The organism is Rhodococcus sp. G6(2025) (assembly GCF_058628105.1).
The window spans coordinates 140,568-163,987 of the sequence record NZ_CP179751.1 but is presented as its reverse complement, the minus strand read 5'-3'; the positions used below and the strand labels follow the sequence as shown (position 1 = coordinate 163,987).

The following is a 23,420-nucleotide window of genomic DNA, read 5'->3' as shown; positions in this document are numbered from 1 at the left end:
GAGGGCATATCTGATGGGTGGGCGTGCCGGCGCGGATCACGGTATCGCAGGTGACATCGTGTCCCTGCCGGATGGACGTGGTGACGGTTCGGCGCGATATCGCGTGGTGTTGCGTGGGCATCTGGTTACCGGCGTCTCAGGTGTGCGCCGAGTCGGCGGGGGCTAGGGGCAGTAGGACATCGGGGTTGAGGATGCTTCGTGGGTCGAGGGTGGATTTGATCTGTTTCATGAGGCGAATGTCTACCGGGGACCGGCCCAGGGTGATCCATGACTTCTTGGCTCGTCCGATGCCGTGTTCGGCACTGATGCTGCCGTGGTGGGCGGCCACAATCTCGAATACTCGGCCGGTGATGGCATCCGAGACATCGGGTGGGACGTCGAGAATGTTGACGTGAATATTGCCGTCGGCGAAGTGGCCGAACAAGATGGGGGTCACCTCGCTGAACTCGGCAGCGAGTGCGGCCTCGAGGGCGGCGATGAACTTGCTCATCGCTGGAAGCGGTACCGCCACATCGAGTTTGACAACCGGCGTGGACGATGCGCGGCTGATGCACTCGGTGTGGCTTTCGCGGATCTGCCAGAGTTTGCGGGCGGGGCCCGGTTCGACGACGGCATCGTCCATGGTGTCTGCGAGTTGCGACAAGACCTCCAGAACCGCGGCTTCGGTATTGCCCGGCGAGGAGATCTCGAGGAGTGCGTAGAGCGGTGATGGCTGGGCGAAGGGGTCTCGCGCGTCCGAGTGCGAGCACACCAGGGTGACGCCCTCGGCCGTCATGATTTCGGCGGCCTCGATCGTCAGTCCGTGCCGCCGCATGCGGTCGCAGAGACCCAACGCCGCCGCGATGGTGCCGACTCCGGCGAGCACGACCTGAGTCTCCGGAGCGGGGGTGGTCAGCTTCATCAGCACCTTCGTGACGATGGCGAGGGTGCCTTCGCTTCCGGCGAGAAGCCCGGGTAAGTCGTACCCGACATTGTCCTTGACCAGTGGGCTCCAGCGACTGAGTACCGCTCCGTCGGAAAGAACTGCTTCGACTCCCAGCAGCTGCGTCCGCGTGTTCCCGTGGCGAACCATCCGCACGCCGCCGGCGTTCGTGGCAACAATGCCGCCCAGGGTGGCCGAATCACGTGAGGCGAGGTCGATCCCGAACCGCAGTCCGTGCTTCGATGCGGCGTCGTCCGCCTCCGCGACCGTGACTCCCGCCCCTGCCGCGATGGTTCGTCCGATCGGGTCGATCGTGTCGATGCTGTTCAGACGCCGAGTGCTCAGGACGATGCTTCCGGCCGCTGGGATGGCTCCACCGACCAGCCCGGTGTTTCCGCCCTGCGCGGTGATGGGGATGCGTCGGTCATAACAGACGGCCACCACGGTGGACACTTCCTCCGTTGTCGCCGGCCGCACCACGGCGGCCGCCTCCCCCTGCCACCGGCCGGTCCAGTCGGTGGTGTAACTGCGCATGGTGAGCGGGTCGGTGATGACGTGGGCGCTGCCCACGATGGCTCGGAGGCGCTCCAGCAACACGCCGTCCTGAGCGCCCAGGTCATCCGTCGTAATAGTGGGATTCACAAACGTTGCTCCTCGAAGATATGGCCCCGGTGTGGACGCCCTTCACGGGAAAGGTTCCGACTTCTGCAATTGCTCGCGAACGCGGTGGCCTGTGACCTAGATCATCCACGCGACTGTTCTCCGTTGTCCAAGTCCAATAAACGACGGACCCATCACTATTGCTTATAATGACTGCGTGAACCTTCAACGTGCCCGGTATCTGGTGGCGTTAGCCGATGAGAAGAGCTTCACCCGGGCCGCCGTGGAAATGCATGTCGCGCAGTCGGCGTTGAGTCAGCAGATCAAGGTCCTCGAGCGTGAGGTCGGAGTGACCCTCATCGACCGGCGGGGACCACGCATCAGTTTGACCGCGGCGGGAGAAGTTGCCGTGCGTGAAGCACGCTTCCTCCTAGCGTCCGCCGACCGGGCCGTGCAGCGTATCCGTCAGGCGGCGGCCGGCCTCGAGGGAGAACTCCGGGTTGCTCACACCCGATCCTGGGCGGGGGGAGTCATCGCCGACCTGATCAACGAGTACCGGCGCACCTTCCCGGGAATCGAAGTGTCGGTGTACCGGGGTTGGACGACACGCAACGCCGATCTCGCGGCGGAGGGATCCATCGACGTGGCGGTTATCCGGCCGCCGATCGACAGTCTGAGCCTCATCGTCCGAATACTGGAGAGCGAACAATTATTGATCGCCGTACCCGAAAACCATCCCTTCGCGGGACACCGCACGATCGACCGCGACGCGCTTATCGACCAACCCGTCGTCTTCTGGCCGCGTGAGAACGGACCCGGAATGTACGACAGAATCGTAGAACAGCTGTGGCCGAAGGCATCTCCGACCGTCGTACGAAACGAGGCCGACGACGAGCAGGTCCTTTACGCCGTCGCAGCGGGCGTCGGTATCGCACCCATCCCTCGCGGTCGTGCTCTCACCTTTCGGGTCCCGGGCGTGCACCTCTGCGAAGTGGCCGGCCCGCCCATGACATTGGACGTCGGCATCGCCTACAGGCCCGACAACCCCAACCCGGCATTGCAGTGCTTCCTCGCTCTCATCGGCAACCAGCCAAGCGGGCGAGTCGCACGCCCGACCTGAGTAGGGGCCTGCGTCGCAATGACGTTCAGGGAGAACGGCGGTGTGGTCTACCCGCAGGTTCCGGCTAACCGCGGCGAGTCCCGAGATCGTTTCAGCGCCACAGCCCGGGTGAGGAGATCTCGGCCTGATCACCGGAGGCGGCGTCAGGGCTGTAGGAGTCCACCACAGGTCCGCCCGACCAGGCCCGTCCGCTGGGCGCGGATCGTTGTCATCATCGAACCAACTGTATCGGCCGCACCCGAGATGGAGCACCCGCCGCCGTCCCCAGCCGCGCATCGACGCACCGTCCTCGTGGGCTGTGCACCCTCTGGAATTGCTCTCGGGTGTGCGCGAGCTGGTGGTGTGGAACACCGTTGTTGCGCTCTCTACGGCTCTCTAGTGACCACGGGTGGGGCTGGCAGAATCCGCGGCGGTGGGCGTGGCGCCGGGACCCCGACCGGCCCATGTGGCTAGGGTCGAGCAGGTGAGCGGCAGCGAGCGGGTGGTGATGTTCGACATCGACGGCGGCCTGGCGGACCTGTCGGCCTTCACCCACCTCCTGACCGGCGACTCGGACGGGAGCCGCCGACAGGCGTGGCAGCGGTTCTTCGACCATGTCGGGCAGGCGGCGGTCATCGAACCGGGCCGAGATCTGGTGGAGGCGGTGGCCGGTCTGGGGTTGGTGGTGGTGTATTCCACGACCCGGCCCGTCTCCTGCGCGGAACAGACCCGGATATGGCTCGGGAGGAACGGTTTTCCGCCCGGCCGGGCGTTGCTGTGCCGCTCTCGTGGTGAGCTCCGGCCTGCGGTCGAGGTCAAGGCCGGCCACTGTCGAGCTGTGGGGAAGTGGTTGTCGGCGTTCGTCGACGACGAACCAGACACGGTGGACGCATTACGCTCTGGCGGGGTGCGGGCGCATTCGTTCGACGAGCTGACCGGGCTCCGGGTACGCGAGCTCAAGACGGTGCTGGCCGCAGGCACGGCCGCCGCGAAGAGCGGCAATGGGGCGAACCGGCGACGGCGTCAACGCACTACACCGCACCACCGACAGGGGCAGGTGGCACAGGGATCACGCTGACCTGGTGCTCCGGTGATCGGTGTCGCGGCGACTCCCTAGACTTCTCACTCATGCTGACTGCCTGGGGCGATGAGAGCGGATCGCAGCCCGACCGCGATCCCGACACGTACCTGATTGCGGCAGCGTTGTGCGACGAGGACGATGTCCCGGACGTCCGCAAAACAATGGAATCTCTGCGTCTGGCCACGGAGAAAAGGTCCATTGGCACGGCAGCAGCGCCGACCGCCGGCACGATCTCATCGAGGCAGTCGCGGCGCTTCCGCTGGCAGGTCTGGTCGTCATTCACACCGAAGCCGCCGTCTCCGACCGGCGCCACCGCAGAAAGTGCCTGGAGTATTTGCTCCCCAACCTGGCCGAGATGCCGTGCAGCCACATCACACTCGAATCTCGCAGCCACCTCGACGCAAGCGACCTCGACATCCTGCAGAAGTTCCGAGCACAGAAGGTCATCACCTCATCACTGCGGGTGAACCATGCAGTCGGAATGGTTGAGCCGGCGCTCTGGGTTGCGGACATCGTGTGTGGCGCGGTGGTCCAATCCCGGGTCGGGAATCCCAGCTACCTGGCGAAACTCTCCGGTGCGGTCGACCTGCGGCAGATTTGATCTGGAAACGACGCGAGCCACAGGCCTCGTCGTCCGGCGAGTAATCCTGTGGCTCACTTCCAGCCCCACCTCGATGGGGTGGCTTCACACGGAATATACCACTCACCGAGGTGTCAGTACCCGCGCTCACGGTCCAGCAGCCGTCGTCCGGGGCCGATTCGCCTCGACACACCCGGATCGCGCCGCTCGATCAACTCCCGAACAAGCCCGATCCCTCACGGGGCGCAGCAATCGGCGGGTAGGGCGTTTCAGTCGGCGGAGGATTGATGTGCACTGAGAACGTCCCGGTTCCGCGACCACCGGCGCTATTGACCGTGCAATTCACCAAGGTCTGACCTACCGGGAATCTGTCGCCAGACGTATCGCAGGTGCCCATTCGGCGGGCTCCGCGGCCGGCAGATGTCGTGGCCCACCCGTCTCGGCGTCGAGGGTGTGCACGAGGACCGCGCCGGCGAACCCGGCCACGGCGGGAACCACTGCTCGTCGCGACATCGAACGCCGCGATGGACGTGTGGATGCCTTCGTCCCGCCGTCGCCGGGCGGCAACAGTTCGGATCACCGCCCACCGCAAGGCAGGATGAGACCGTGAGCGACCGAACCGCATCAGACCTCGAGCGTGAATTCGCCATGCTCGCCTACGTACGTGACCGTCTCCGGGCGTCGGAGGGCGAAGACTTTCGTATCCCGACCACGGCCGTCGATCAGGTTCTCGATGAGCTCACCAGCCTCGAACGATCGCCGTGGGATCCGACCTGATTTCTGTCCGTGCAGAGTCCGGGCATCGGGCGCGGATGGTTCGGGCCGGCCGTAACGGGGCCGGCTGGCGGCCTCCACGATGGAGTATCGGGACCCGGGCATGAATTCGCCCCGGCGACAGCCGGTCTGCGCCACACCAGTTGACGAAGGAAAGGACTCGGCCCCACCTGAGGGGGCCGGCACACACCATGACCTCTCTGACTCGCGGAGCGAACAGCCCGATCGACACGGCAACCACGACGGTGGAGGTGACCGGGGCCCGGCAGGGAACGGTCGATCTGTTCGTCTTCCAGCTCGGTGCCGATTTGAAGGTGCGGACGGATGCCGATCTGGTGTTCTTCAACAACCCCAGCACCCCGGAGGGTGCGGTCACTCTCTCCGGCGACCGGGTGACGCTGAACCTCGGCACTGTCCCCACGGCGATCGACACCCTCGCGGTGGCCGTCGCACTCGATGAGAACGTGGCCGGCAGCCTTGCCCAGGTGCCGGGGCTGGCCGTGACGGTCACCCAGACGGGCGGTACCTCGTTCGAGATCCCGGCGGAGGGCCTGACCACCGAGCGGTCGGCGGTGCTGCTCGAGGTGTATCGGCGCAACGGGTCCTGGAAGGTGCGTAACCGGTCGGCCGGTTGGAGTGGGGGACTGGATGCCCTGGTCACCGAGCACGGCGTGAGCGTCGACGAATCCCCCGCGCAGACACCCACACCCACACAGGCGCCCGAGCCTGTACAGGCACCCGCACCCGCACCCGCACCTGCACCTGCACAGACACCCGCACCCGCGCAGTCGGCTTCCGCCTCGGCGACCGTCGACGGGCACGGCGTGCGGACGGTTCCCGGGGAGGCCACGCTGTCGCTGGTCAAGCGGGAGAAGCTGAACCTGCAGAAACGGGAGGTCGCGAAAGTCCTCCTGCACAAGGGCGCCTCCAACCCGGTCGGCCGTGTCGTCCTGGTCATGGACAACACCGGGTCGATGTCCAAGCGATACCGGTCCGGTGAGGTCAAACGCATCATCGAGCGGATGGTGCCGGTCGCAACGCAGCTCGATTCGGACGGGAACCTCGAGGCCTACGCCTATGCCCAGCGGTTTGTGAAGCTGCCCGACGTCACCGTCGCCGACGCCGACACGTGGGTGAACACCTATGTCCACCTGCACGGTCGGCACGGTGACATCGATTTCGATGCGATCGGCGGCACCAACAACGACGTCCCGATCATGGAGGAGATCATCGGCACCCTCGACAAGATCGCCGCGGTCCCGACATTGGTGCTGTTCTTCACCGACGGCGGATTCCACGCGAGGGCGCAGATCACCACCTTGATGCGGACGGCGTCGGCGTTGCCGGCGTTCTGGCAGTTCATCGGCATCGGCAAGTCCAGCTTCGGTGTCCTCGAGAAACTGGACACCCTGACCGGCCGACTGGTCGACAACGCCGGGTTCTTCGCGGTCGAGAACATCGACACGCTCAGCGACGCGGCGCTGTACGAGTTGCTCCTCAGCGAGTACCCGGACTGGTTGCGCGCCGCCCGGCAGGCCCGCATCCTCAACTGATTCACGACCTGCCCTGCAGGCATGGCTGCACTGCGAAAATTGTTGTCTGAACTGCGAATATGACACGTCCCCTCAGTGTTGTCCTGTCGGCCGGTGCTCGCCCGGCTCCGGTATGCTTGCGGGGCGGGATGCGCCGCCGGCTGGTTACCGGCACCAGCGTTTTCCGCCCGGCGTGGCAGACGCCAACTGGAACGTTTCCGTCTGCCACGCCCCTTACTTCCGCGGTCGGTCCGCCCGCCCGCCCTCACCGATCCGGGGGAGACACAGAGTGGGCTACAGTGCCAGCCCGGACGGCCCACCGACCCAGCTCGACCCCGAGATCGGACACTCGAGTTCCCCGGCGATCAAACCCGCCGGCTACCGCACCGAGGCCAGCCACCAGGACCGGGCAGCCGAACGCACCTCCGCCCGCGAACTCGACATGATGGTCGAAGACAGCGCATTCACCCGGGCCCGCAAAGACCTCGAGCGCGCCTTCCCCAGAGCCGCGGTCATCGAGGTCTCCCCACGGAAACGCCGCGCCTTACCGATCCCCGACTCGATCCGGATCTCCCCCATCGGCACGGCAACGCAAGGCGCGCTCGGTCACCAAAAACACCGTCCAGACACAGCTTCCGGCCGTCGGCTACAAGGCCGTCGACACACTGATCACCGACACCGACCACTGGTCGCAGATCGGCACGGCACTGAGCATGGCGCGCGGGGACGCCCAGCACCTCGACGACAAGACCCGCAACCAGGTCCAACGCATCGACCGGGCGATCCAGACCGCCGAACGCGTCAACGACCGAGGGCACGTCGTCTACTGTGCCGCCCGGCTCCCGCACACGGTGCCCGCGTCGGGGACGAATCTCCCTGCCGCGCTGCAGCAGGGATCGATGCTCGACTTCGACCGCTTCACCATGACCACGCACACCATCCACCAGCTCGAATCCGACCTGGACTCACGCGACCTCGTGTTCGAGATCGAGACGGACCGGGTCATGTACCTGGGGCGTTCGGACAAGGTCGACGACACCGCGCACCTGCTGCCCCGGGGGATGCGGTTCGAGGTCGTCTCCGCAGGACAGGGGCGCTACCGTCGACCGGACGGCGCGATCGGACGCCGCATGATCGTCCAGCTACGCGACATCACCGGACAAGGAAAGGCCAGCTGATGGGACTGTTCACCGATGGAAAAGGCCGCCCCGAACTCATGGTCAACCCCGACATCATCTCCGGCCGCGCCGTCTACCGGCCCGTCGACGACGGCCCGGTCGCCGAGCCGGTGGAGACGCCGAAGCAACGCGCCCGCCGGGAGCTGAAAAAGCGCATGACCGAAGAACGTGAGCGAAAAAAGAAAACCGGAGACGCACCCACCGAAAAGGGGTGACGCCTCCGGCTCATCCAGTGCATCTGCAGTGCCGACCATCGTAGCGGCGCGCCACAACATGTCCAGACCACTGTCCGGTGAGTACAAGCCGAGCGCATCAAGGGAGAGCAACAGGATGAGACCGCTTCGATACTCGATTAACGTCACGCTCGATGGCTGTTGCCATCATGAGGCGGGGCTCCCGCCGGACGAGGAGTCGATGCGTTACTGGACCGCTGAGATGGAGCGGGCCGATGCCCTGCTGTTCGGTCGAGTGACGTACGAGATGATGGAGTCGGCGTGGCGGCAGCCGGCCACGGGAACGTGGCCTGGCTGGATGGGTGAGTGGGAGATCCCGTTCGCCGAAACCATCGACCAGGCGAAGAAGTACGTCGTGTCGAGCACGCTCAGCGAGGTCGATTGGAATGCCGAGCTGGTGCGAGGCGACGTGAATCAAGCGGTTCAGCGGCTCAAGCAGGAGCCAGGCGAGAGCCTGTGGGTGGGTGGCGTGACTCTGCCCCTGGCGTTGGCGGATCTGGGACTCATCGACGAGTACGAGTTCCTTGTGCAGCCTGTCCTTGCCGGACACGGGCCGACGTTGCTCGCCGGTCTGCCCCAGCGCATCGAGCTCGAGCTCGTGGGTCGCCAGGAGTTCCGGTCGGGGGCGGTCGCCCTGCGATACCGGCCCACGCGTGTAGCGGCTTGACGCGATCGTCGCGGGACATTGGCCGCTGTCTTGCGATGGAACGAAATTTTTCGCGACTGACGCGAAGGGTCGGCCCGTCGCACACGTACCCGAATAAGGGCCTGGCCGGTACTGCTCGGGGGTGGAGTGCACCGCCTTGCCTGTGCTCCGAGTATCCTGAGCGTAGGCACCTGGATGTGCCAGCAGCTCGCGCGAAGGCTTCGCCATTCCAAGCAGATTCACTGGACGATCCGTTGATTCACGTAACATCGGCTCGACCGTCATGCGAGCACGGAATCGAGTCAGAATAGTAGTGAACCAACGTGGACACCGTCCGATACTTCAAGGAACGCGCTAAGGCGCAACTCAAGGACCTACGCGCGACTGGCGACGCCGCCGTAGGGCTTCAGCGAGTTCAGCACTTGGTCGCGGTTGATGCCGGCTACGGCTCGTGGGGCGACCTGATCGACGCTGAGGAGGTCGACCGGCAGCTGGCCGCCGTGATGGATCGCGAGCCGCCCTGTGCCTCAACGGCTTCGGCTCGGGCTCCTTGCAAACACAATGCAGCAGAGGCGTGAGCAGTTCACCCAGTGGCGCATCGAGTTGCGCGATAGCTGGGCGCATGTCGATCAGGTCCGGGAGTGGCTCCTGCAGAACATCGCACCGCGCAAGACACTCAACAACGACGCCCATAGCTACGGGCTCAAACACATGGCAGAGAGGGCACTCGACGGTTACGTCAGCAACGGCGAACTCATCGCCGCGGCGATCATCGCCGGCTACCCGTATCGCCGCGGTACCGCGACCTCGCCGAATGCCCTGTTCGGGATGAGCTCGCGCAGCATTACGGCGCTGCGACGGCAGCCGCGGGGATGACACTGGGCCGAGGTTGAGCCAAGCCGGCGGCTCAACCTCGGCTACAAATCGCTCCTTTGCACGCCTCCCCGTTCTGATCGGCCGACAGCCGACTCGGACTAAGGGCGCTGTCCTCGCTCTGCTGCTTGGACATGGCGGACTGCGACAACCGTTCGGGCTGGTAGCCGATTCAACCCGCGTCGATCGGCACCTCGATCAGGTCGCGGGCGACCACGACGCCGTCCCTCACGATGTAGCACTCCATGAGATGTTCGCCGCGGAACTGGGTGCGTTCGTGGAGCTTCTCGTGTGGGCGGTTCGAGTTGACGATCTGCCCGCGAATCTTGTCGCGGCGCTCGGCTTCGTCGCCACGGTTCAGCACCTTCCACTTCACCTGGTAAGGCTCAGAGACGCAGCAGTGGGTGATGGCGAAGTCGAGATCCTTGTTCGGCAGGAGCAAACTCTTGGCCCGCAGCATGTCCCGAAGTGAGGTCGGTCGCCAGCCGCTCTGGGTTACCTGGCAGTCGATGGTCAGCGTTTCGCTGACGTCGACCGGGAAGGTGTTCTCGATGAACTCCTCGGTGTTCTTGAAGTTGAACCTGGACTCGCTGGCCTTCAGCGGCACCGGGGTACCGAACACCTCTCGCCACTTCTTGTTCGCCGAGGCCTTGCCCTCGACTGCGATCGCCTCGAGGCAGCGGTTGTATGCCTTCTTGGCCTTCGGCTGGAATCGCGCCTTGACCTTCACGCGCTGATTGCTACCCAAGGGCCAAGTAGTAGTCCTTGTCCGGCTCGTCCTTGAGGAAGTCGAAGAAGTCGCGGGCCATCAGGTCGAACGATCCGTCCCGGCAGAGTCGTATTCGTCGGTCTGGGCGAAGAACCGGTGCACCAGGGTGTCGATGAGCAGGCCGCCCATGTTCACGCCGTTGGCGTTTTTCCATGCGCGGGCCATCCTCGCGAGGTGGCGCATGTTCGTCGAGGTGCGGTCGTTGCACTCCTTGGTCGCCTCGATTTCGTCGCGCGGCTTGGTGACCTTCCAACTCTCCGAGGCCGTATCCGGGTAGCGGTCAGGGTGCGGCCGGTCACGGCGGAGGCAGGAACGATCCGCGTGATCGATGGGTCCAGGGGAGGTCCCGGCAGATGGTTTCGGCGATCGCCCCGTCGGGGCTGTCGGCGATGTAGAGGTAGGCGTAGCTGCCGTCGAGGGAGTCGAATCGGCCACCGGCGAGTTCGTCGGGTTGCGGGGTCGGGTTCGGGGCGTGCGCGGCGCGGTGGCTGCTGTGCACCCGCCACACCACTGTTCCGGCAGTGAGCACGGTGCGGTGTGCCGGCCGGAGTAACCCTGCGGCCGGTGGTTCGATGTTCGGCATCAGTCGGGCAGCACCGCGGCGGCGAGTCGCTCGAGTTTCTGGCCGGCTGCGGGGTTCGGGTCGGCGGCGAGGTCGGCGGGGGTCTGCCCCTCGGGCAGGCGGGTGGAGGGGGTCAGCCACCACGACGCGACACCCCACGGGTCGGTGGCCGCCCCGAGGGCGGTGTTGATCGCGGCGACGGTGTCGCGGACCGAGGCGGTGGCTTCGTCGAACTGGAATGCCGGGTACCGGTAGCTGTTGCCGACGGGTAGGGCCACGACCTTGCCGGTGGTGCGCAGCCTCGAGGCGACGGTGCGATCTGATGCGGGCCGGTGCAGGACGGCGGCGACCTGGCCGGCGGTGAGCATCGGGTGGTCGAGGATGTGCCGGCGGGCGGCTTGCTCGAGGTCGGCCTGTGCGATGGCGTCGTCGACGAGGTCGGCGCCGATTCGGGCGGCCTGGGTGCGGTGGGTCAGGGTCGGTGCCATCGCCAGCAGCGCGGTGACCTGGTTGCGGACCAGGTGCATCTCGGGGCGGGCGGCGAGTTCGGAGGCGACGACGTCGATCAGTTCGGGGGTCGACAGATCCGACAAACGCCGTTCGTCCGGCGACGGAGCGGCGTGCGGGCGGTCGCCGGCGCGGGTGTAGCGGCCGGTGGCGGTGTCGCGGCGCAGGCGGTGGCCGGCGAGTTTGTGGTGTCGCCTGGGAGAGATCGATCGGTGGGTCGACATGAGCACTCCTTGCTACGTTTGCACCGCAATCTTATATCGTTGCTTTCGTTGCAGCCAGTAGAGGGGTCTGCAGCTAATCGCCGCCCACTCACGGCAGGATGAGACCGTGAGCGACCGCACGGCAGCAGACGTCGAGCGTGAACTCGCCATGCTCGCCTACGTGCGTGACCGACTGCGGGCTTCGGAGGGCAGCGACTTCCGCATCCCGACCACCGCCGTCGACCAGGTCCTCGATGAGTTCAACAGTCTCGAACTATCACCGTGGGATCCCACCTGATGCCGTGTGGGGCCCGGGGTGCTGGTCGCCGGTGTGAAGGGGTCGTGCCCCCGGTGACGTTCACTGGGGTCGGGCATGCGCTGCCACGTCACCCGCGTGCCTGGAAACCAGCCCAAGTCTCCGGGTCAGGGCACAGTCCACATACCCATCCCCGGCCAGAAGGTGGTGCTGTAGGGGATACCCAGGGTGATGGTGGCGACGAGGACACCGGACCCGGTCGCGGCGGCCGCGGGTGGCGGTGATTGCGGGGAGTTGGATGCTCGCACCTCGGCATCCCCGGCCGCGCCGGTGGTGAGGTTGCGCCAATGCACGGTCCCGGTGCATCCGGTCTCCATGCGGAAGTACGTGAGACCCGGTGTCGCGGTGTCGGTTCGCGCGATGACGCGGCCCTGGCAGATGCCCATCCACGTCGCATACTGAAACGACAGCGTGTTGCCGGCTACCGGCACTGGCAGGACCGTATCGACCGGTGCCGCGGACACGGAAGGTGCACCGACGATCGCAGCCGTCAGCGGCGCCAGGGTTGTGATTCCGGCCGCGAGAAGGCGCGGCAGACGGGGCGCGATGAATCCTTCATGACCGGTCCTCTCGGGCGATGTAGGGCCATTTTCCGCCGGACGGCGACCACGGTGTGCCGGAATCGCAGACTCCAGTGGAGACGTCGGCTGGCCGGGTCGACGTCCCGACGGGCCCGGGCGGCGCTGTTTCTGTGCACAGGGGCGGGGGTACAGGACGGGGACGAAGTCGGTCCGCTCGATATCGAGCGCGAAGTTTGAGGAGTCCGTCGTGCCGCCTGCACATCATCACCGTCTCGCGCCGATCGTGGATGTATGGGACTGGCAGTTGGAAGGCCTGTGCCGCGGAGTCGATTCCGCCGTCTTCTTTCACCCCGACGGTGAACGCGGTGGGGCCCGTGCCCATAGGGAGGCCCGCGCCAAGGCGCTGTGCCGGCGCTGTCCGGTCCTGATCGAGTGCCGCGAGCATGCCTTGGTCGCGGCGGAACCGTTCGGAATTTGGGGCGGGATGTCCGAGTCGGAGCGTGCTGCGTATCTCCGTGAGCAGCACGACGTGGCCAGCTGACGTGACCAGCGGCGGTACCGTTTCGGCGCCCTCGACATGTCGGGCACGCGCCCTGAGTGGTTGTCCCGGTGGGGTACGCGGTGGTTGTGCTTCACTCGTTCGGTGGGGTGCTGGGGTTGAATGGGCGCCATGGTGTCGTCCGCGGCAGAAGAGCTCATGCGGCCCTGAGCCGGCGTCTGGGGCCGACGGAGCGTTCGTGGATGGTGTGGCAGGCCACCTCGACGGCGTTGGCGGTCCTGGGGATCTACTCCTGGTCATTGCGATGCCAGGTCCTGGGCACCGAGCTGGCACATCTGAATCCGGTCCGGGAGGCCCTTCGCTGGTTCGATCTCGGGTGCATCCCGCGGGACGTTGCGGTCAAGCTGATCGGACAGTCGTGCGGCGGCATCAGCGGCGGCGCCGTCGCGGCTGTCGGCCGCTGCTTTCTCAGGTGTCGAACGAGGCACGAGTGACCGCCTACGAGTACGCCCACGTCGAGGCCGTTGACACCAGTACCGTCGATGCCCGCGGGAAGAGTCAGGTTCGTGGGGACAGATCATTCCAGGATCCGCGCTGAGGACAGCGCTATTGTTCTCGCGCACTGCCAGTGTCACGTCCAAGCCTTCGGTGCGAGCATGATCGCCGCGACGGATACCGCCACCGTCCGGTTGGGCGGGGCCGCTCATCTGCGGGCAAGTGCCGGCGTGTGCGTCACCGGTCCGTCGGCGGCCACGAATCTGACTATCGAACCGCATCCGATCAGCCGTCTCGCCGGTCACCTGAACCTCTGATCCGAACATCGAACACAGTTGGGTCGGTTGCCGTCGAGCAGCGGCAGCGCACCGAGGGGGTATTGGGGGCGACGACGTGAGTTTTCGTGTGGCGCAGCCAAGCGCAGCCCCCGCCAACGATGGATATCAGCTGGCAGGGGCGCTACACGGACAACCTGCACATCAGTGACGAGCAGCGCACCACTGATTTTCGTGAGCCGGCACCGGGAAGTCCAGAGACTGTGATCCACGCCATTGAACAAATTTCTGCATCCCCGAATTGCCGAGCAGTAAGTGCGCGGTCGACGCCTTCGATCGGTGTCTGTATTCGTCACGGGTATCGGCTCGGGACTCGCCGGGGATGTGCCTGGTCTGGTTGTTGTTGTGGGTGGGAGCCAATGGCGGTCACACCGCACCGAAGGAGATGGGGAGGAAACGATGTGGGAGTTGCCAGTTGAAGGTGGGGTACCGTGGCTCGTCTGGCTTATCGATCTAGTGGTCAACGGTTCCTGACACCGAACTGAGTGCGGGTCGTTGCCCTGCCCCGGGGGGCATGGCAGTGTGTCCGTGCGGACTTCGCAACGCGGCGGCAGCGTCGAGCAGCGGCCTCTGCTCTATTGGGGTCGGGCGGCGGTGGTGCCGCGCGTGTCGGCGAATTGCCGCCGGTATGCGGTGGGGGAGGTGGCGAAGGTTGCCGTAAATCGTTGCCGGAGGGTGACGCTGCTTCCGAAGCCGCATTTGGCGGCGATGATGTCGATTCCCCAGTCGGTTGTTTCGAGGAGGGCCCGCGCTTGTTGCAGGCGGTGTTCGAGGATCCAGCGTGCCGGGGTGGTGCCCGTGGATTGGTGAAAGTGGCGGACGAAGCTGCGTCTGCTCATCCGTGCCTGATCGGCGAGGCGGTCGACGGTGAGCGGCTCGTCGAGATGGGTCAGTGCCCATTGCTGGGCTTCGGCCATCGTGGTGTCGGATGCCGGCTGAGCGAGGGGGCGGTCGATGTACTGTGCCTGTCCTCCTTCCCGGTGCGGGGCGACGACCAGGCTGCGGGCGATCCGGGTGGCGACCGCGGATCCGAGGTGTGTGCGCACCAGATGGAGGCAGGCGTCGATCGCCGAGGCCGTGCCCGCGGAGGTGAGGACGTCACCGTGATCGATGTAGAGCACCGAGGAGTCCACTTCGCTGCCGATGCTGCGTTCGGCAAGTAGAGGCATCGCCTCCCAGTGCGTGACCGCGGAGCGTCCTGCGAGCAGGCCGGTGTCGGCGAGAGCGAAGGCGCCCAGGCACAGGCCGGCAATGACGGCACCGCGGGCATGCGCAGCCGTGATCGCGGTCTTCAACACGTCGTTAACAGGGGTGAGGGACTGGGGCCAGGAGGGAATGACGATGATGTCGGCCCACTCGACGGTGTCCGGACCGGCGACCTCGCCGATCGGGTATCCCTCGATGGTGCGGATGGTGCCGGCACGATCGGACCACAACCGCGTCTGCCAGTCGTCGGCAAGGCCGAGGCGGTCCACCTCGCCGAACACCATCAACGGTGCCGCCAGGTGAAACATGGTGATGTCGTCGAACGCGTAGACAGCAATGCGCATGATGCCTCCGGGTTGGCCTGATTCCATCGAAAGTATGCATCCATGCCACTCGTGGACGAAGCCGAGGTGCCGAACACTGGGACGGGCCCGCGCCCACAGGGTGGCGCGACGCCACCACCACCGTTGAAGGAGAGACCTGATGACCGCACCCCGCCGCGCCCTTGTCGTCGTCGATGTCCAGCAGGAGTACTTCGAGGGGCCACTCGAGATCCAGTACCCGCCGCGCGCGGAGTCCCTCGCCAACATCGTCAACGCTATGAAGACGGCCACCGCACGTGACCTCCCGGTTCTCGTGGTCCAGCATCAGATGCCGCAGGGCGCTCCCGTGTTCGCCGAGGGCACCGCGGGATGGTCGCTGCATCCAGAGATCGAACAGTGCATCCATCCGGCAGCCAAGCGGGTGCACAAACAGTACGGGAGCGTGTTCGCCGGAACGGATGTGGCGCAATGGCTCCACACGCACAACGTGGACACCATCACGATCGTCGGATACATGACCAACAATTGCGACCTCGCCACGGCGGTGGAGGCCGAAGGGCTCGGGTTCGCCACCGAAATCCTGTCCGACGCCACGGGCGCCATCGATCTCGCCAACGAGGCCGGCACGATCTCCGCCGAGTCCCTGCATACTGCGCTGATGGTGTTGCTGCAGTCAAACTTCGCTGCGGTGTCGACCACCGCGCAGTGGATCGAGACAGTGAGGGCCGGCTCGACGCTGCCCAAGAGCAACCTGGTGCAATCCGCCCTCGATGGACGCTCGGCGGCCGCCCTCGCCTGACGGAAGCAACACGAGAGGGCGATCGTCGGATCCGTACCGATACCCCAAACTTGTGCGGATCCGACGATCACGCCGCGCCAGCGAGACGGGGCCACTGCTTCTCCGACAGTGGCAGGGATGACTGCACCCTGGGATTTCGGGCGACAGATCTGTGGCGCTGTGCGAAGGTGCATCCCAGAGTCGCCATTCGGCCCAAACGACGACCAAAGTACACGGTCGCAAAGGGCACTCACGCTGTGTCAACGTCCTCGCCGCCACCAAAATGGTGCTTCAATTCCGCGCTGGTGGCTCCCGGCCGGGATGATGCCTCGGCCGACCCGGTGCATTGGTCCGATATGCGCGGGCCGTAGCGCGGCTGGGCTTCGACGCCTCCCCGACAATGCTGTTCCGGTGGCGTCTGCATATGTGCCACCGAGCATCCAGAAGTAGCTGGCTTGTCGCAGTGCTGCACGGCCCCGAGTCTTAGTGGTTCGGTTCATAAATTCGTCGGGGGTCATGCCGCTTGCAGAGGTCGATCGTGGTGGTCGAGTCGTTCGAGGTGCCGGTGCAGGTCCGCAGTGGTGTAGCGCCATTTGAACGGCGCAGCGGTGGCGTTGTACCGTTCCTCGAAGGCGAGTAGACGCTGTTCGACAGCATCGTGATCTTCGAAATCGTTGGGCGAGAGCGCCTTGCGTTGAATGATCGAGAAGTAGATCTCCACCTGGTTCAGCCACGAGGCGTGCTTCGGGGTATGGGCCATCACCGCGTTCGATACCTCGCGGCCAGCCGATCGATCGCGGCCCGCCCACGATGCGAGGACCCGTTATCGACAATCCAAAACACCCGGGCTGCGGAGGCATACGGCTGCTGGCTCATGACCTGATCGACCAGCGCGATGAACGGGGCGATGCCCGTCGTGGCTTCGCACCGGCCGAACACCTTCGCCCGGTGCACGTCGTAGGCCGCCAGATACGCCAACGCCCCACCACGGCGGTAGTCGTGGTTGACGCGCATCGGTCGGGGTCCTGCCCGACGGAAACTTCGCCGGCAGTGGCGAGGACGCACTCGACTGCGCCTGTGGCCTGTACCTCGGCGACTCGACCGCCTGGCAACAACCTCCGACGAACTTATGAATCAGACCACTAAGTGTGCCAGCCCCTGGATGGGTCGGCGGGCTCCGTGTCCCCGGCGGGGGTGGCGGCCGCGTCGAGGATGGCATATTCGGCAGCTCGAAACCGGCACCGGCGGCGACGTGCTGGCCTGATCTACAGCTACTAGCGAGTCGCGATGACGTTGGGCAGCAGGTGTGTTCGCACCTCGAGCGCGGGTCGCGTTCAGGGACCGTCGACGCGTACGGCGTCGGGAACCGACCCGAGGTGTTCGGTGATGGCGTGCTCGACAGCGAGGTCGAACGCCTGGACGTGCGGACGCGGGTCTTTTCGTCGGGTGGCCACATTGATCGTGCTCAACGCGGCATCCTCGAGCGGCACGTAGATGACACCGGGATGCTGGAAGAGACGGGCGGCAGTCTGCGGGAAGGTGTCCACCGCACCGAGACAGGAGATCGCCATCAGTGACTCGCCGACCGACCGGACCCGGGTTGCCACCCGCCCGGGTTCGCCGCGACGATCGTCGCACGTCCAGTACTCGCCCCATCCGGCGAGTTCGCCGGCGTCGGCGATGGCGAAGGGTTCGTCCAGTAGATCGTCGACCGAGAGATCGTGAGCTTCGGCCATCGGATGGCGGCGGGGTAACGCCGCGACACGGGGTTCGGCGAAGATCGGTTTGAGTTCGACGCGCTCGTCCTCGAAGGGGCCGCGAACAACTGCCACATCGACATCCCCGGAAAGCAGCTTGTCGAGCTGATCAGCCATCGTCAGCTCGGTGAACTCGAGTTGGACGTCCGGCCGCAGCTCGCGGTAGGCGGAGAAGATGATCGGCGTGAGCTCGCCCGCGGCTTCGGCGAAGCTACCGACCCGGAGGATCTGCTGCTCGCCCGACGCGTGCGTCCGAGCCTCCGCCGCCGCATCGGTCAACTGCGCCAAGATCAACTCTGCTCGTTCGACGAATGCGACCACCCGCCGGTGTCAGGGCCACCCGGTGCGGGCTCCTATCGAACAGCTGCACACCGAGTTCCCGTTCGAGTCGGGAGATGTGCGTGCTGAACGCCGACTGCGCGATGTGCTCGAGCCGGGCGGCACGACCGAAGTGCAGTGTTTCGGCCAAACGCACCACATACCGAAGCTGGCGTATCTCCACATCGACTCCCAAGCGCCATAGATTTCGCGCCCGAGGCGCACTGTGACCGCCACTGACCTCGACGATCGCCACACACGATTGTGCGTTCTCGATCTCGTCGTTGTCCAGATCTCATTCGCTGTTCATAGTCGATTCAACGCACCTGCAACTTCGCTGGTGGTTGCAGATTTTTCAGAAAGGCGGTGCGATGAGTACCGAGACTTCGGGGCAGCTCAAGAAATCAGCCGTGGGTACTGCCGGCATTGCCTTCTTCGTCGTCGCGGCAGCGGCTCCGCTGGGCGCCACCTTGGGTGCGGGGCCGGTGGTTTTCGCGTCGAACGGTGTCGGTGCACCCGGAATGTATCTGGTCGCCAGTGCCATTCTGCTGCTGTTCGCGGTCGGGTACGCCACCATGAGCCGGCACGTCACGAGCGCCGGCGGGTTCACCGCCTACATCTCACTGGGTCTGGGCAAACGCCTGGGCCACGCCTCCGCCGGTATCGCCCTGTTCGCCTACAACTGCATGCTGCTGGGCCTGTTCGGACAGTTCGGTGTCTTCGCATCCGACCTGCTCAACCGGTGGGGATGGAATATCTCATGGCAGGTGTTGGCCATCGGGGCATTAGTGCTGGTCGGGATACTCGGGTACTTGGAAGTGGACCTCTCCGCGAAGGTGCTCGGTGTCCTGCTGGTCGCCGAGGTCCTCATCTTGGTGATCTTCGATGTCCTGGTCATGGGCAAGGGCGGAGCTGAGGGCATCAACGCCGATGCGTTCGCCCCCGCCAACGTCTTTTCGGGTACTCCCGGAATCGCGCTGCTGTTCGCCCTCACCTGTTTTGTCGGCTTCGAGGCGACCACGATCTACGGGGAGGAAGCACGAGATCCCCGTCGCACCGTGCCACGGGCGACATACGTGGCCGTGATTATGATCGGCGTCTTCTACACGATCACCACCTGGACGATCGGATTGGCGCACGGCTCCGATGCAGTGATGAGCCAAGCGGCCGACGACCCGGTCAACTTCGTCACCGGCGTGAACACGATCTTCGTCGGTCAGTTCTCCACCGATCTCATGCAGATTCTCGTCGTCACCAGCGTGTTCGCGGTACTGGCCGCGTTCCACAACACACTCAGCCGCTACATGTTCTCGCTGGGCCGCGGGGGTCTTTTGCCGGTGCACCTCGGGCGCACCCACCACCGCTTCCAGAGCCCTCACCGTGCCAGTGTCACCCAGAGCGTGATCACCCTCGTCGCGTTGGTGGCAATCATGGCCGCCGGACTCGATCCCTTTACTCAGCTGTTCGCATGGTTCGTGGGGCTGGGCACGTTGGCTGTCCTGGTTCTGCAGGCTGCCGTCGCCGTCGCGGTCATCGTGTTCTTCCGGACCCGCCCCGGCGGTCCGCTGTGGCAGACCCTCATCGCGCCGGTCCTCGGCGCACTCGGTCTGGCCGTGGGGATCGTCCTGGCGGTCGTCAATTTCGACAGCCTCACCGGAATCACCGGCCCCACGGCCGCGCTGCTACCCCTGTTGATCCCGGTGGCCGGGCTGCTGTCGTTCGGTGCGGCACTACTGGCGGCACGACGCGGGCACCCCGTAAACCTGTCCGCCACCGCCACCACGGCAGACGGTGTGGGCCCAGACACTCCCGACGCTTCCACCATCTCAGAAAGGACGATTCGTTGACTACGAACAATCTTCTCGAGCTCGACCGCCAGCACCTGGTTCATCCGCACCTCCCGCTGAGCGCCAAGGACCGCACGATCTTCGTGCGCGGCAAAGGCTGCACCCTGTGGGACACCTCGGGACGGGAATACCTCGACGCGACCGGTGGTCTCTGGCTCGCGCAGATCGGGCACGGCCGCGATGAGGTCGCCGACGTCGCCGCCGTCCAGATGCGAAACCTCGAGTACTTCACCAGTTTCTGGGACTTCTCCAACGATCGCGCGATCGAACTGGCCGCCCGACTGGCGAAGCTGTCCCCCGAAGGTCTGGACTACGCGTACTTCACCTCCGGCGGATCCGAAGGCAACGATGCTGCCATCAAGACTGCCCGCTACTACCACACCCAGCGCGGCGATACCTCGCGCACCTGGATCCTCTCTCGGACCACCGGTTACCACGGTCTCGCTTACGGCGGCGGCACCGCCACCGGCTTCGACGAGATGAAGCTGGGTGTCGGCCCTCACCTGCCTGACGTTGCTCATCTGACCCCGCCGCACCCGTTCCGGACCTGGCTGTTCGACGGCCAGGACCCGACCGACTACTGCGTCGCGGAACTCGAAGCCACGATCGACCGGCTCGGTGCCGACCACATTGCGGCGATGATCGCCGAACCAATCATGGGTGTCGCCGGCATGGTCGTTCCCCCGCAGGACTACTGGCCCCGCATCAGCGCCGTCTTGCGCAATCACAAGATTTTGCTGATCCTCGACGAGGTCGTCACGGCCTTCGGGCGTATCGGCCACTGGTTCGCCGCAGACCACTTCGGCATCACCCCGGACATCATGGTCACCGCGAAAGGCCTGACCAGCGGCTACGCCCCACTCGGGGCGGTCCTGCTCAGCGGCGAGGTCGCCGAGACGGTGATGACCGGGCACGGCTTCCCCGTCGGCTACACCTACAGCGGCCAACCCGTCTCCTGTGCCATCGCGATGGCCAACCTGGACATCCTCGAGCGGGAAGACCTGCTAGCGGCAGCGCAGCGCATCGGCGCCCACATCGCCAACCGCCTGCAGTCGTTGTACGAGTTGCCGGTGGTCGGAGAGATCCGACAGGCTGGGATGGGAATTGCCCTGGAATTGGTGGCCGACAAGGAAACCCGGCAAGCGCTGCCCGAAGTCGGGACCGGCATCGCCGACGTCATCCGCGAGGAGACCGGTGTCGTCGTCCGCGTCAGCAGCAGCCACAACCTTGTCTTCTCACCCCCGCTGGTGATGACCGAGTCCGAGGCCGATCGGGCTGTCGACGCCGTCGCCGGCGTCTTGAGCCGGGTACGTCCCGACGGCACCCTGGCGAGCCCTGGAATCACGGCATGATCACCGTCCTTACCGGGCGTCACTGACCTGGGACGTCCCCAGTCCGGCCACGGCGCGTGACACCACGCATTGCGCGGTCGACGGACCGGGCCCACCCACCCGTTGGGGGCGGACGGCTCGGAAACGTCAGCGCACGAACTCATCGGTGCGTCCGCTCGAACCACCACCCCGCTGCGCCGGCTTCGATTAATTTTTCGACGGCGTCAGTTCCCTCAGAGAAGGATCTTTACCATGACGACCACAGCAGAGCCCACCACGACCGACTGGTCCGTCTGGAACACTACCTCGGCGGAAGTGGGCGACGGCGCAACGGTTGTCGTCACCGCGCCGGCCACTGGGGAGGTGCTCACCACCGTCCGCGCCGCCACCGCTCAGGATGTGGACGCCGCCGTTGGGTTGGCCACGCGCGCCCAGAAGGACTGGGCGGCGCTCACCTACGATAAGCGCGCTGCCGTCCTGCGCAGGGCTGCTCAACTGCTCGAAGCAGATCCGGACCGGATCCGGAAATGGCTGATCCCTGAATCCGGCTCCGGGTTCGGGAAGGCCGTCTTTGAGGTATCGATGCTGATCGGCGAGTTGAACGAATGTGCCGCGCTGGCCTCCCAGCCCTACGGGGAACTGCTGCGCTCGACCATGCCTCGGCTGTCGATGTCCCGGCGCATCCCGCTCGGAGTGGTTGGAGTGATCTCCCCCTTCAACTTCCCCGCCATCCTCTCGCTCCGATCGGTGGCCCCTGCACTGGCGGTCGGTAACGCTGTCATTCTCAAACCAGACCCCCGTACACCGGTCTCTGGAGGCCTGGCCCTCGCCGACCTGCTGACCGAAGCGGGCCTGCCCGAGGGACTTCTGCACGTTCTTCCCGGCGGCGCCGACGTCGGCGAGGCCATCGTCGCGCACCCCGACATCCCGTGCATCTCCTTCACTGGCTCCACCGGTGCCGGACGCGCGATCGCCGCAGCAGCGGCTCCGCTACTGAAAAAGGTTCACCTCGAGCTCGGCGGCAACAACGCCCTGCTGGTCATGCCCGACGCCGACATCGACGCAGCCGCCTCAGCGGGGGCTTGGGGATCGTTCCTTCACCAAGGCCAGATCTGCATGACCACCGGCCGACACATCGTCCACTCGTCGATCGCCGACGAGTACGTCAGCACCCTCGCGCAGAAGGCTGCGCAAATCCGGGTCGGTGATCCCACCGACCGCGCTCATGCACTCGGTCCGCTCATCGACGAGAAGCAGCGCGACAAGGTGCACTCGATCGTCACCGCCAGCATCGAGCACGGTGCCCGGTTGGTCACCGGCGGCGAATACGACGACCTCTGCTACCGGCCCACCGTGCTCGCCGACGTGACAGTCGACAGTCCGGCCTACCGGCAGGAAATCTTCGGCCCGGTCGCGCCGGTCATCACCTACGACACGATCGACGAAGCCATCGAACTGATCAACGACAGCGAGTATGGACTTACCGTGGGCATCCTGACCGGCAACGCCTTCGCGGCCTTCGAACTCGCCGACCGGATCGAGTCCGGCATGGTCCACATCAACGACCAGACCGTCGGCGACGAGGCGACCATTCCCTTCGGGGGAACGAAAGCCTCTGGTTCCGGTGGCCACTTCGGTGGGGTCCGCGCAAATCTCGACTCGTTCTGCGAAACCCAATGGGTCACGATGCAATCGAATATCGAACGCTACCCATTGTGAGTATCCAAGAAGGACTCCTGCATTACATTCGCGATCCCTGGGTTGCGAGTTGGGGAGACGCCGCTGAGGAGGTGAGCTGATCAGTCTGTCGGTGGTAGACCCACCGTCGACCGATCCTCACCAGTTTCCCTCCAGACCGGGAGGAGGCAAGAATTCTCACGCCACCTCAGAAATCCAGAAGTCCGCGCGGGCAACCTGAGTCAGGGAGGTCGATGCACGTGACTGCTCTGAGGCAGCCGTCAGAACTGCGTTCGTACGGCAACACGTGAGCTGCACTTCCGGCGGAGGCACTACGACGATGCCGCTACCGTCCGGTTCCTCGGCCGCACATCGCATCCCATATGGGTACCAATAATCGATAGAACGCCGCAACTGGGGTGCCGGGTACGGCACCGACATGCGACATGGCCGACTCC

General features: G+C 65.4%; 29 protein-coding genes. 16 read left to right on the top strand and 13 right to left on the bottom strand.

The genetic code is table 11. From position 1 onward, the window contains the following. Window positions 1–136 precede the first annotated feature (136 nt). Window positions 137–1,519, bottom strand: coding sequence for an FAD-binding oxidoreductase (locus tag ACLIVD_RS37815; protein WP_491933512.1), 1,383 nt, complete (start codon window positions 1,517–1,519; stop codon window positions 137–139). Window positions 1,520–1,739: 220 nt separating this feature from the next. Between ACLIVD_RS37815 and ACLIVD_RS37810 the strand changes: the two genes are divergently transcribed. From ACLIVD_RS37810 to ACLIVD_RS37790, 5 genes are all read left to right on the top strand, one after another. Continuing rightward, the gene (locus ACLIVD_RS37810; RefSeq protein WP_491933123.1) at window positions 1,740–2,642 is read left to right on the top strand and encodes a LysR family transcriptional regulator; all 903 of its coding nucleotides are present in this window, start codon (window positions 1,740–1,742) and stop codon (window positions 2,640–2,642) included. A 463-nt stretch (window positions 2,643–3,105) separates the two neighbouring features. Continuing rightward, window positions 3,106–3,699 carry an HAD family hydrolase gene (locus ACLIVD_RS37805; RefSeq protein ID WP_491933122.1) on the top strand — a complete coding sequence of 198 codons (594 nt, stop codon included), beginning with the start codon at window positions 3,106–3,108 and terminating at the stop codon, window positions 3,697–3,699. Between the two features lie 337 nt (window positions 3,700–4,036). Further along, window positions 4,037–4,303 carry a hypothetical protein gene (locus ACLIVD_RS37800; RefSeq protein WP_491933121.1) on the top strand — a complete coding sequence of 89 codons (267 nt, stop codon included), beginning with the start codon at window positions 4,037–4,039 and terminating at the stop codon, window positions 4,301–4,303. 585 nt (window positions 4,304–4,888) lie between these two features. Then, window positions 4,889–5,059 (top strand): hypothetical protein, encoded by a 171-nt coding sequence (locus tag ACLIVD_RS37795; protein WP_491933120.1) that lies wholly within the window; start codon window positions 4,889–4,891, stop codon window positions 5,057–5,059. Window positions 5,060–5,247: 188 nt separating this feature from the next. Then, complete coding sequence (locus ACLIVD_RS37790) at window positions 5,248–6,609, top strand: VWA domain-containing protein (protein ID WP_491933119.1); 1,362 nt, start codon at window positions 5,248–5,250, stop codon at window positions 6,607–6,609. A 357-nt stretch (window positions 6,610–6,966) separates the two neighbouring features. On the opposite strand, the gene ACLIVD_RS37785 is transcribed toward ACLIVD_RS37790, so the two are convergent. Continuing rightward, window positions 6,967–7,104 (bottom strand): hypothetical protein, encoded by a 138-nt coding sequence (locus ACLIVD_RS37785; RefSeq protein WP_491933118.1) that lies wholly within the window; start codon window positions 7,102–7,104, stop codon window positions 6,967–6,969. A gap of 197 nt (window positions 7,105–7,301) precedes the next feature. Here ACLIVD_RS37785 and ACLIVD_RS37780 point away from each other — a divergent pair, with 197 nt between their 5' ends. From ACLIVD_RS37780 to ACLIVD_RS37765, 4 genes are all read left to right on the top strand, one after another. Then, window positions 7,302–7,766, top strand: coding sequence for a hypothetical protein (locus ACLIVD_RS37780; RefSeq protein WP_491933117.1), 465 nt, complete (start codon window positions 7,302–7,304; stop codon window positions 7,764–7,766). Continuing rightward, complete coding sequence (locus ACLIVD_RS37775; RefSeq protein ID WP_491933116.1) at window positions 7,766–7,981, top strand: hypothetical protein; 216 nt, start codon at window positions 7,766–7,768, stop codon at window positions 7,979–7,981. Before ACLIVD_RS37780 ends, ACLIVD_RS37775 begins: the two co-directional genes overlap by 1 nt. 115 nt (window positions 7,982–8,096) lie before the next feature. Beyond that, on the top strand, window positions 8,097–8,666 hold the full coding sequence (locus tag ACLIVD_RS37770; protein ID WP_491933511.1) for a dihydrofolate reductase family protein: 570 nt from the start codon (window positions 8,097–8,099) through the stop codon (window positions 8,664–8,666). 540 nt (window positions 8,667–9,206) lie between these two features. Continuing rightward, the gene (locus ACLIVD_RS37765; RefSeq protein ID WP_491933115.1) at window positions 9,207–9,521 is read left to right on the top strand and encodes a hypothetical protein; all 315 of its coding nucleotides are present in this window, start codon (window positions 9,207–9,209) and stop codon (window positions 9,519–9,521) included. Between the two features lie 169 nt (window positions 9,522–9,690). Here ACLIVD_RS37765 and ACLIVD_RS37760 read toward each other — a convergent pair whose 3' ends face one another. From ACLIVD_RS37760 to ACLIVD_RS37745, 4 genes are all read right to left on the bottom strand, one after another. Next, window positions 9,691–10,248, bottom strand: coding sequence for a nucleotide-binding domain-containing protein (locus ACLIVD_RS37760; protein WP_491933114.1), 558 nt, complete (start codon window positions 10,246–10,248; stop codon window positions 9,691–9,693). 78 nt (window positions 10,249–10,326) lie between these two features. Further along, entirely contained in the window at window positions 10,327–10,470 is a 144-nt protein-coding gene (locus ACLIVD_RS37755; protein WP_491933113.1) for a hypothetical protein, read from the bottom strand. Between the two features lie 112 nt (window positions 10,471–10,582). Then, window positions 10,583–10,870, bottom strand: coding sequence for an RES family NAD+ phosphorylase (locus ACLIVD_RS37750; protein WP_005572637.1), 288 nt, complete (start codon window positions 10,868–10,870; stop codon window positions 10,583–10,585). After that, window positions 10,870–11,580 carry a hypothetical protein gene (locus ACLIVD_RS37745; protein WP_491933112.1) on the bottom strand — a complete coding sequence of 237 codons (711 nt, stop codon included), beginning with the start codon at window positions 11,578–11,580 and terminating at the stop codon, window positions 10,870–10,872. Before ACLIVD_RS37745 ends, ACLIVD_RS37750 begins: the two co-directional genes overlap by 1 nt. Before the next feature lie 106 nt (window positions 11,581–11,686). Between ACLIVD_RS37745 and ACLIVD_RS37740 the strand changes: the two genes are divergently transcribed. Beyond that, window positions 11,687–11,857: a hypothetical protein gene (locus tag ACLIVD_RS37740; protein ID WP_491933111.1), complete on the top strand. Its 171-nt coding sequence runs from the start codon at window positions 11,687–11,689 to the stop codon at window positions 11,855–11,857. A 125-nt stretch (window positions 11,858–11,982) separates the two neighbouring features. Here ACLIVD_RS37740 and ACLIVD_RS37735 read toward each other — a convergent pair whose 3' ends face one another. Then, window positions 11,983–12,339, bottom strand: coding sequence for a hypothetical protein (locus ACLIVD_RS37735; RefSeq protein WP_491933110.1), 357 nt, complete (start codon window positions 12,337–12,339; stop codon window positions 11,983–11,985). A gap of 304 nt (window positions 12,340–12,643) precedes the next feature. Here ACLIVD_RS37735 and ACLIVD_RS37730 point away from each other — a divergent pair, with 304 nt between their 5' ends. Further along, a complete protein-coding gene (locus ACLIVD_RS37730) occupies window positions 12,644–12,937 on the top strand; it encodes a WhiB family transcriptional regulator (protein ID WP_052024068.1) in 294 nt (97 codons plus the stop codon). Window positions 12,938–13,191: 254 nt separating this feature from the next. Here ACLIVD_RS37730 and ACLIVD_RS37725 read toward each other — a convergent pair whose 3' ends face one another. Then, window positions 13,192–13,383 carry a hypothetical protein gene (locus ACLIVD_RS37725; protein ID WP_491933109.1) on the bottom strand — a complete coding sequence of 64 codons (192 nt, stop codon included), beginning with the start codon at window positions 13,381–13,383 and terminating at the stop codon, window positions 13,192–13,194. A gap of 168 nt (window positions 13,384–13,551) precedes the next feature. On the opposite strand from ACLIVD_RS37725, the gene ACLIVD_RS37720 reads away from it, so the two are divergent. Continuing rightward, entirely contained in the window at window positions 13,552–13,707 is a 156-nt protein-coding gene (locus tag ACLIVD_RS37720) for a hypothetical protein (protein WP_005572642.1), read from the top strand. A 593-nt stretch (window positions 13,708–14,300) separates the two neighbouring features. On the opposite strand, the gene ACLIVD_RS37715 is transcribed toward ACLIVD_RS37720, so the two are convergent. Then, complete coding sequence (locus tag ACLIVD_RS37715; protein ID WP_491933108.1) at window positions 14,301–15,275, bottom strand: GlxA family transcriptional regulator; 975 nt, start codon at window positions 15,273–15,275, stop codon at window positions 14,301–14,303. A gap of 139 nt (window positions 15,276–15,414) precedes the next feature. Here ACLIVD_RS37715 and ACLIVD_RS37710 point away from each other — a divergent pair, with 139 nt between their 5' ends. After that, window positions 15,415–16,053: an isochorismatase family protein gene (locus ACLIVD_RS37710; protein ID WP_491933107.1), complete on the top strand. Its 639-nt coding sequence runs from the start codon at window positions 15,415–15,417 to the stop codon at window positions 16,051–16,053. Window positions 16,054–16,546: 493 nt separating this feature from the next. Here ACLIVD_RS37710 and ACLIVD_RS37705 read toward each other — a convergent pair whose 3' ends face one another. The 4 genes from ACLIVD_RS37705 to ACLIVD_RS37690 all read right to left on the bottom strand — a co-directional run bounded on the left by ACLIVD_RS37705 (window position 16,547) and on the right by ACLIVD_RS37690 (window position 18,291). Beyond that, the gene (locus tag ACLIVD_RS37705; RefSeq protein WP_491933106.1) at window positions 16,547–16,792 is read right to left on the bottom strand and encodes a hypothetical protein; all 246 of its coding nucleotides are present in this window, start codon (window positions 16,790–16,792) and stop codon (window positions 16,547–16,549) included. Further along, entirely contained in the window at window positions 16,792–17,046 is a 255-nt protein-coding gene (locus ACLIVD_RS37700) for a hypothetical protein (RefSeq protein ID WP_491933105.1), read from the bottom strand. Before ACLIVD_RS37700 ends, ACLIVD_RS37705 begins: the two co-directional genes overlap by 1 nt. Before the next feature lie 320 nt (window positions 17,047–17,366). Then, window positions 17,367–18,083: a LysR family substrate-binding domain-containing protein gene (locus ACLIVD_RS37695; RefSeq protein ID WP_491933104.1), complete on the bottom strand. Its 717-nt coding sequence runs from the start codon at window positions 18,081–18,083 to the stop codon at window positions 17,367–17,369. Next, entirely contained in the window at window positions 18,001–18,291 is a 291-nt protein-coding gene (locus ACLIVD_RS37690; RefSeq protein ID WP_491933510.1) for a LysR family transcriptional regulator, read from the bottom strand. Before ACLIVD_RS37690 ends, ACLIVD_RS37695 begins: the two co-directional genes overlap by 83 nt. A gap of 187 nt (window positions 18,292–18,478) precedes the next feature. On the opposite strand from ACLIVD_RS37690, the gene ACLIVD_RS37685 reads away from it, so the two are divergent. From ACLIVD_RS37685 to ACLIVD_RS37675, 3 genes are all read left to right on the top strand, one after another. Then, the gene (locus tag ACLIVD_RS37685) at window positions 18,479–19,954 is read left to right on the top strand and encodes an APC family permease (RefSeq protein ID WP_491933103.1); all 1,476 of its coding nucleotides are present in this window, start codon (window positions 18,479–18,481) and stop codon (window positions 19,952–19,954) included. Continuing rightward, window positions 19,951–21,306: an aminotransferase family protein gene (locus tag ACLIVD_RS37680; protein ID WP_491933102.1), complete on the top strand. Its 1,356-nt coding sequence runs from the start codon at window positions 19,951–19,953 to the stop codon at window positions 21,304–21,306. Before ACLIVD_RS37685 ends, ACLIVD_RS37680 begins: the two co-directional genes overlap by 4 nt. A 231-nt stretch (window positions 21,307–21,537) precedes the next feature. Continuing rightward, window positions 21,538–23,004: an aldehyde dehydrogenase family protein gene (locus tag ACLIVD_RS37675; RefSeq protein WP_491933509.1), complete on the top strand. Its 1,467-nt coding sequence runs from the start codon at window positions 21,538–21,540 to the stop codon at window positions 23,002–23,004. Window positions 23,005–23,420: the final 416 nt, after the last annotated feature.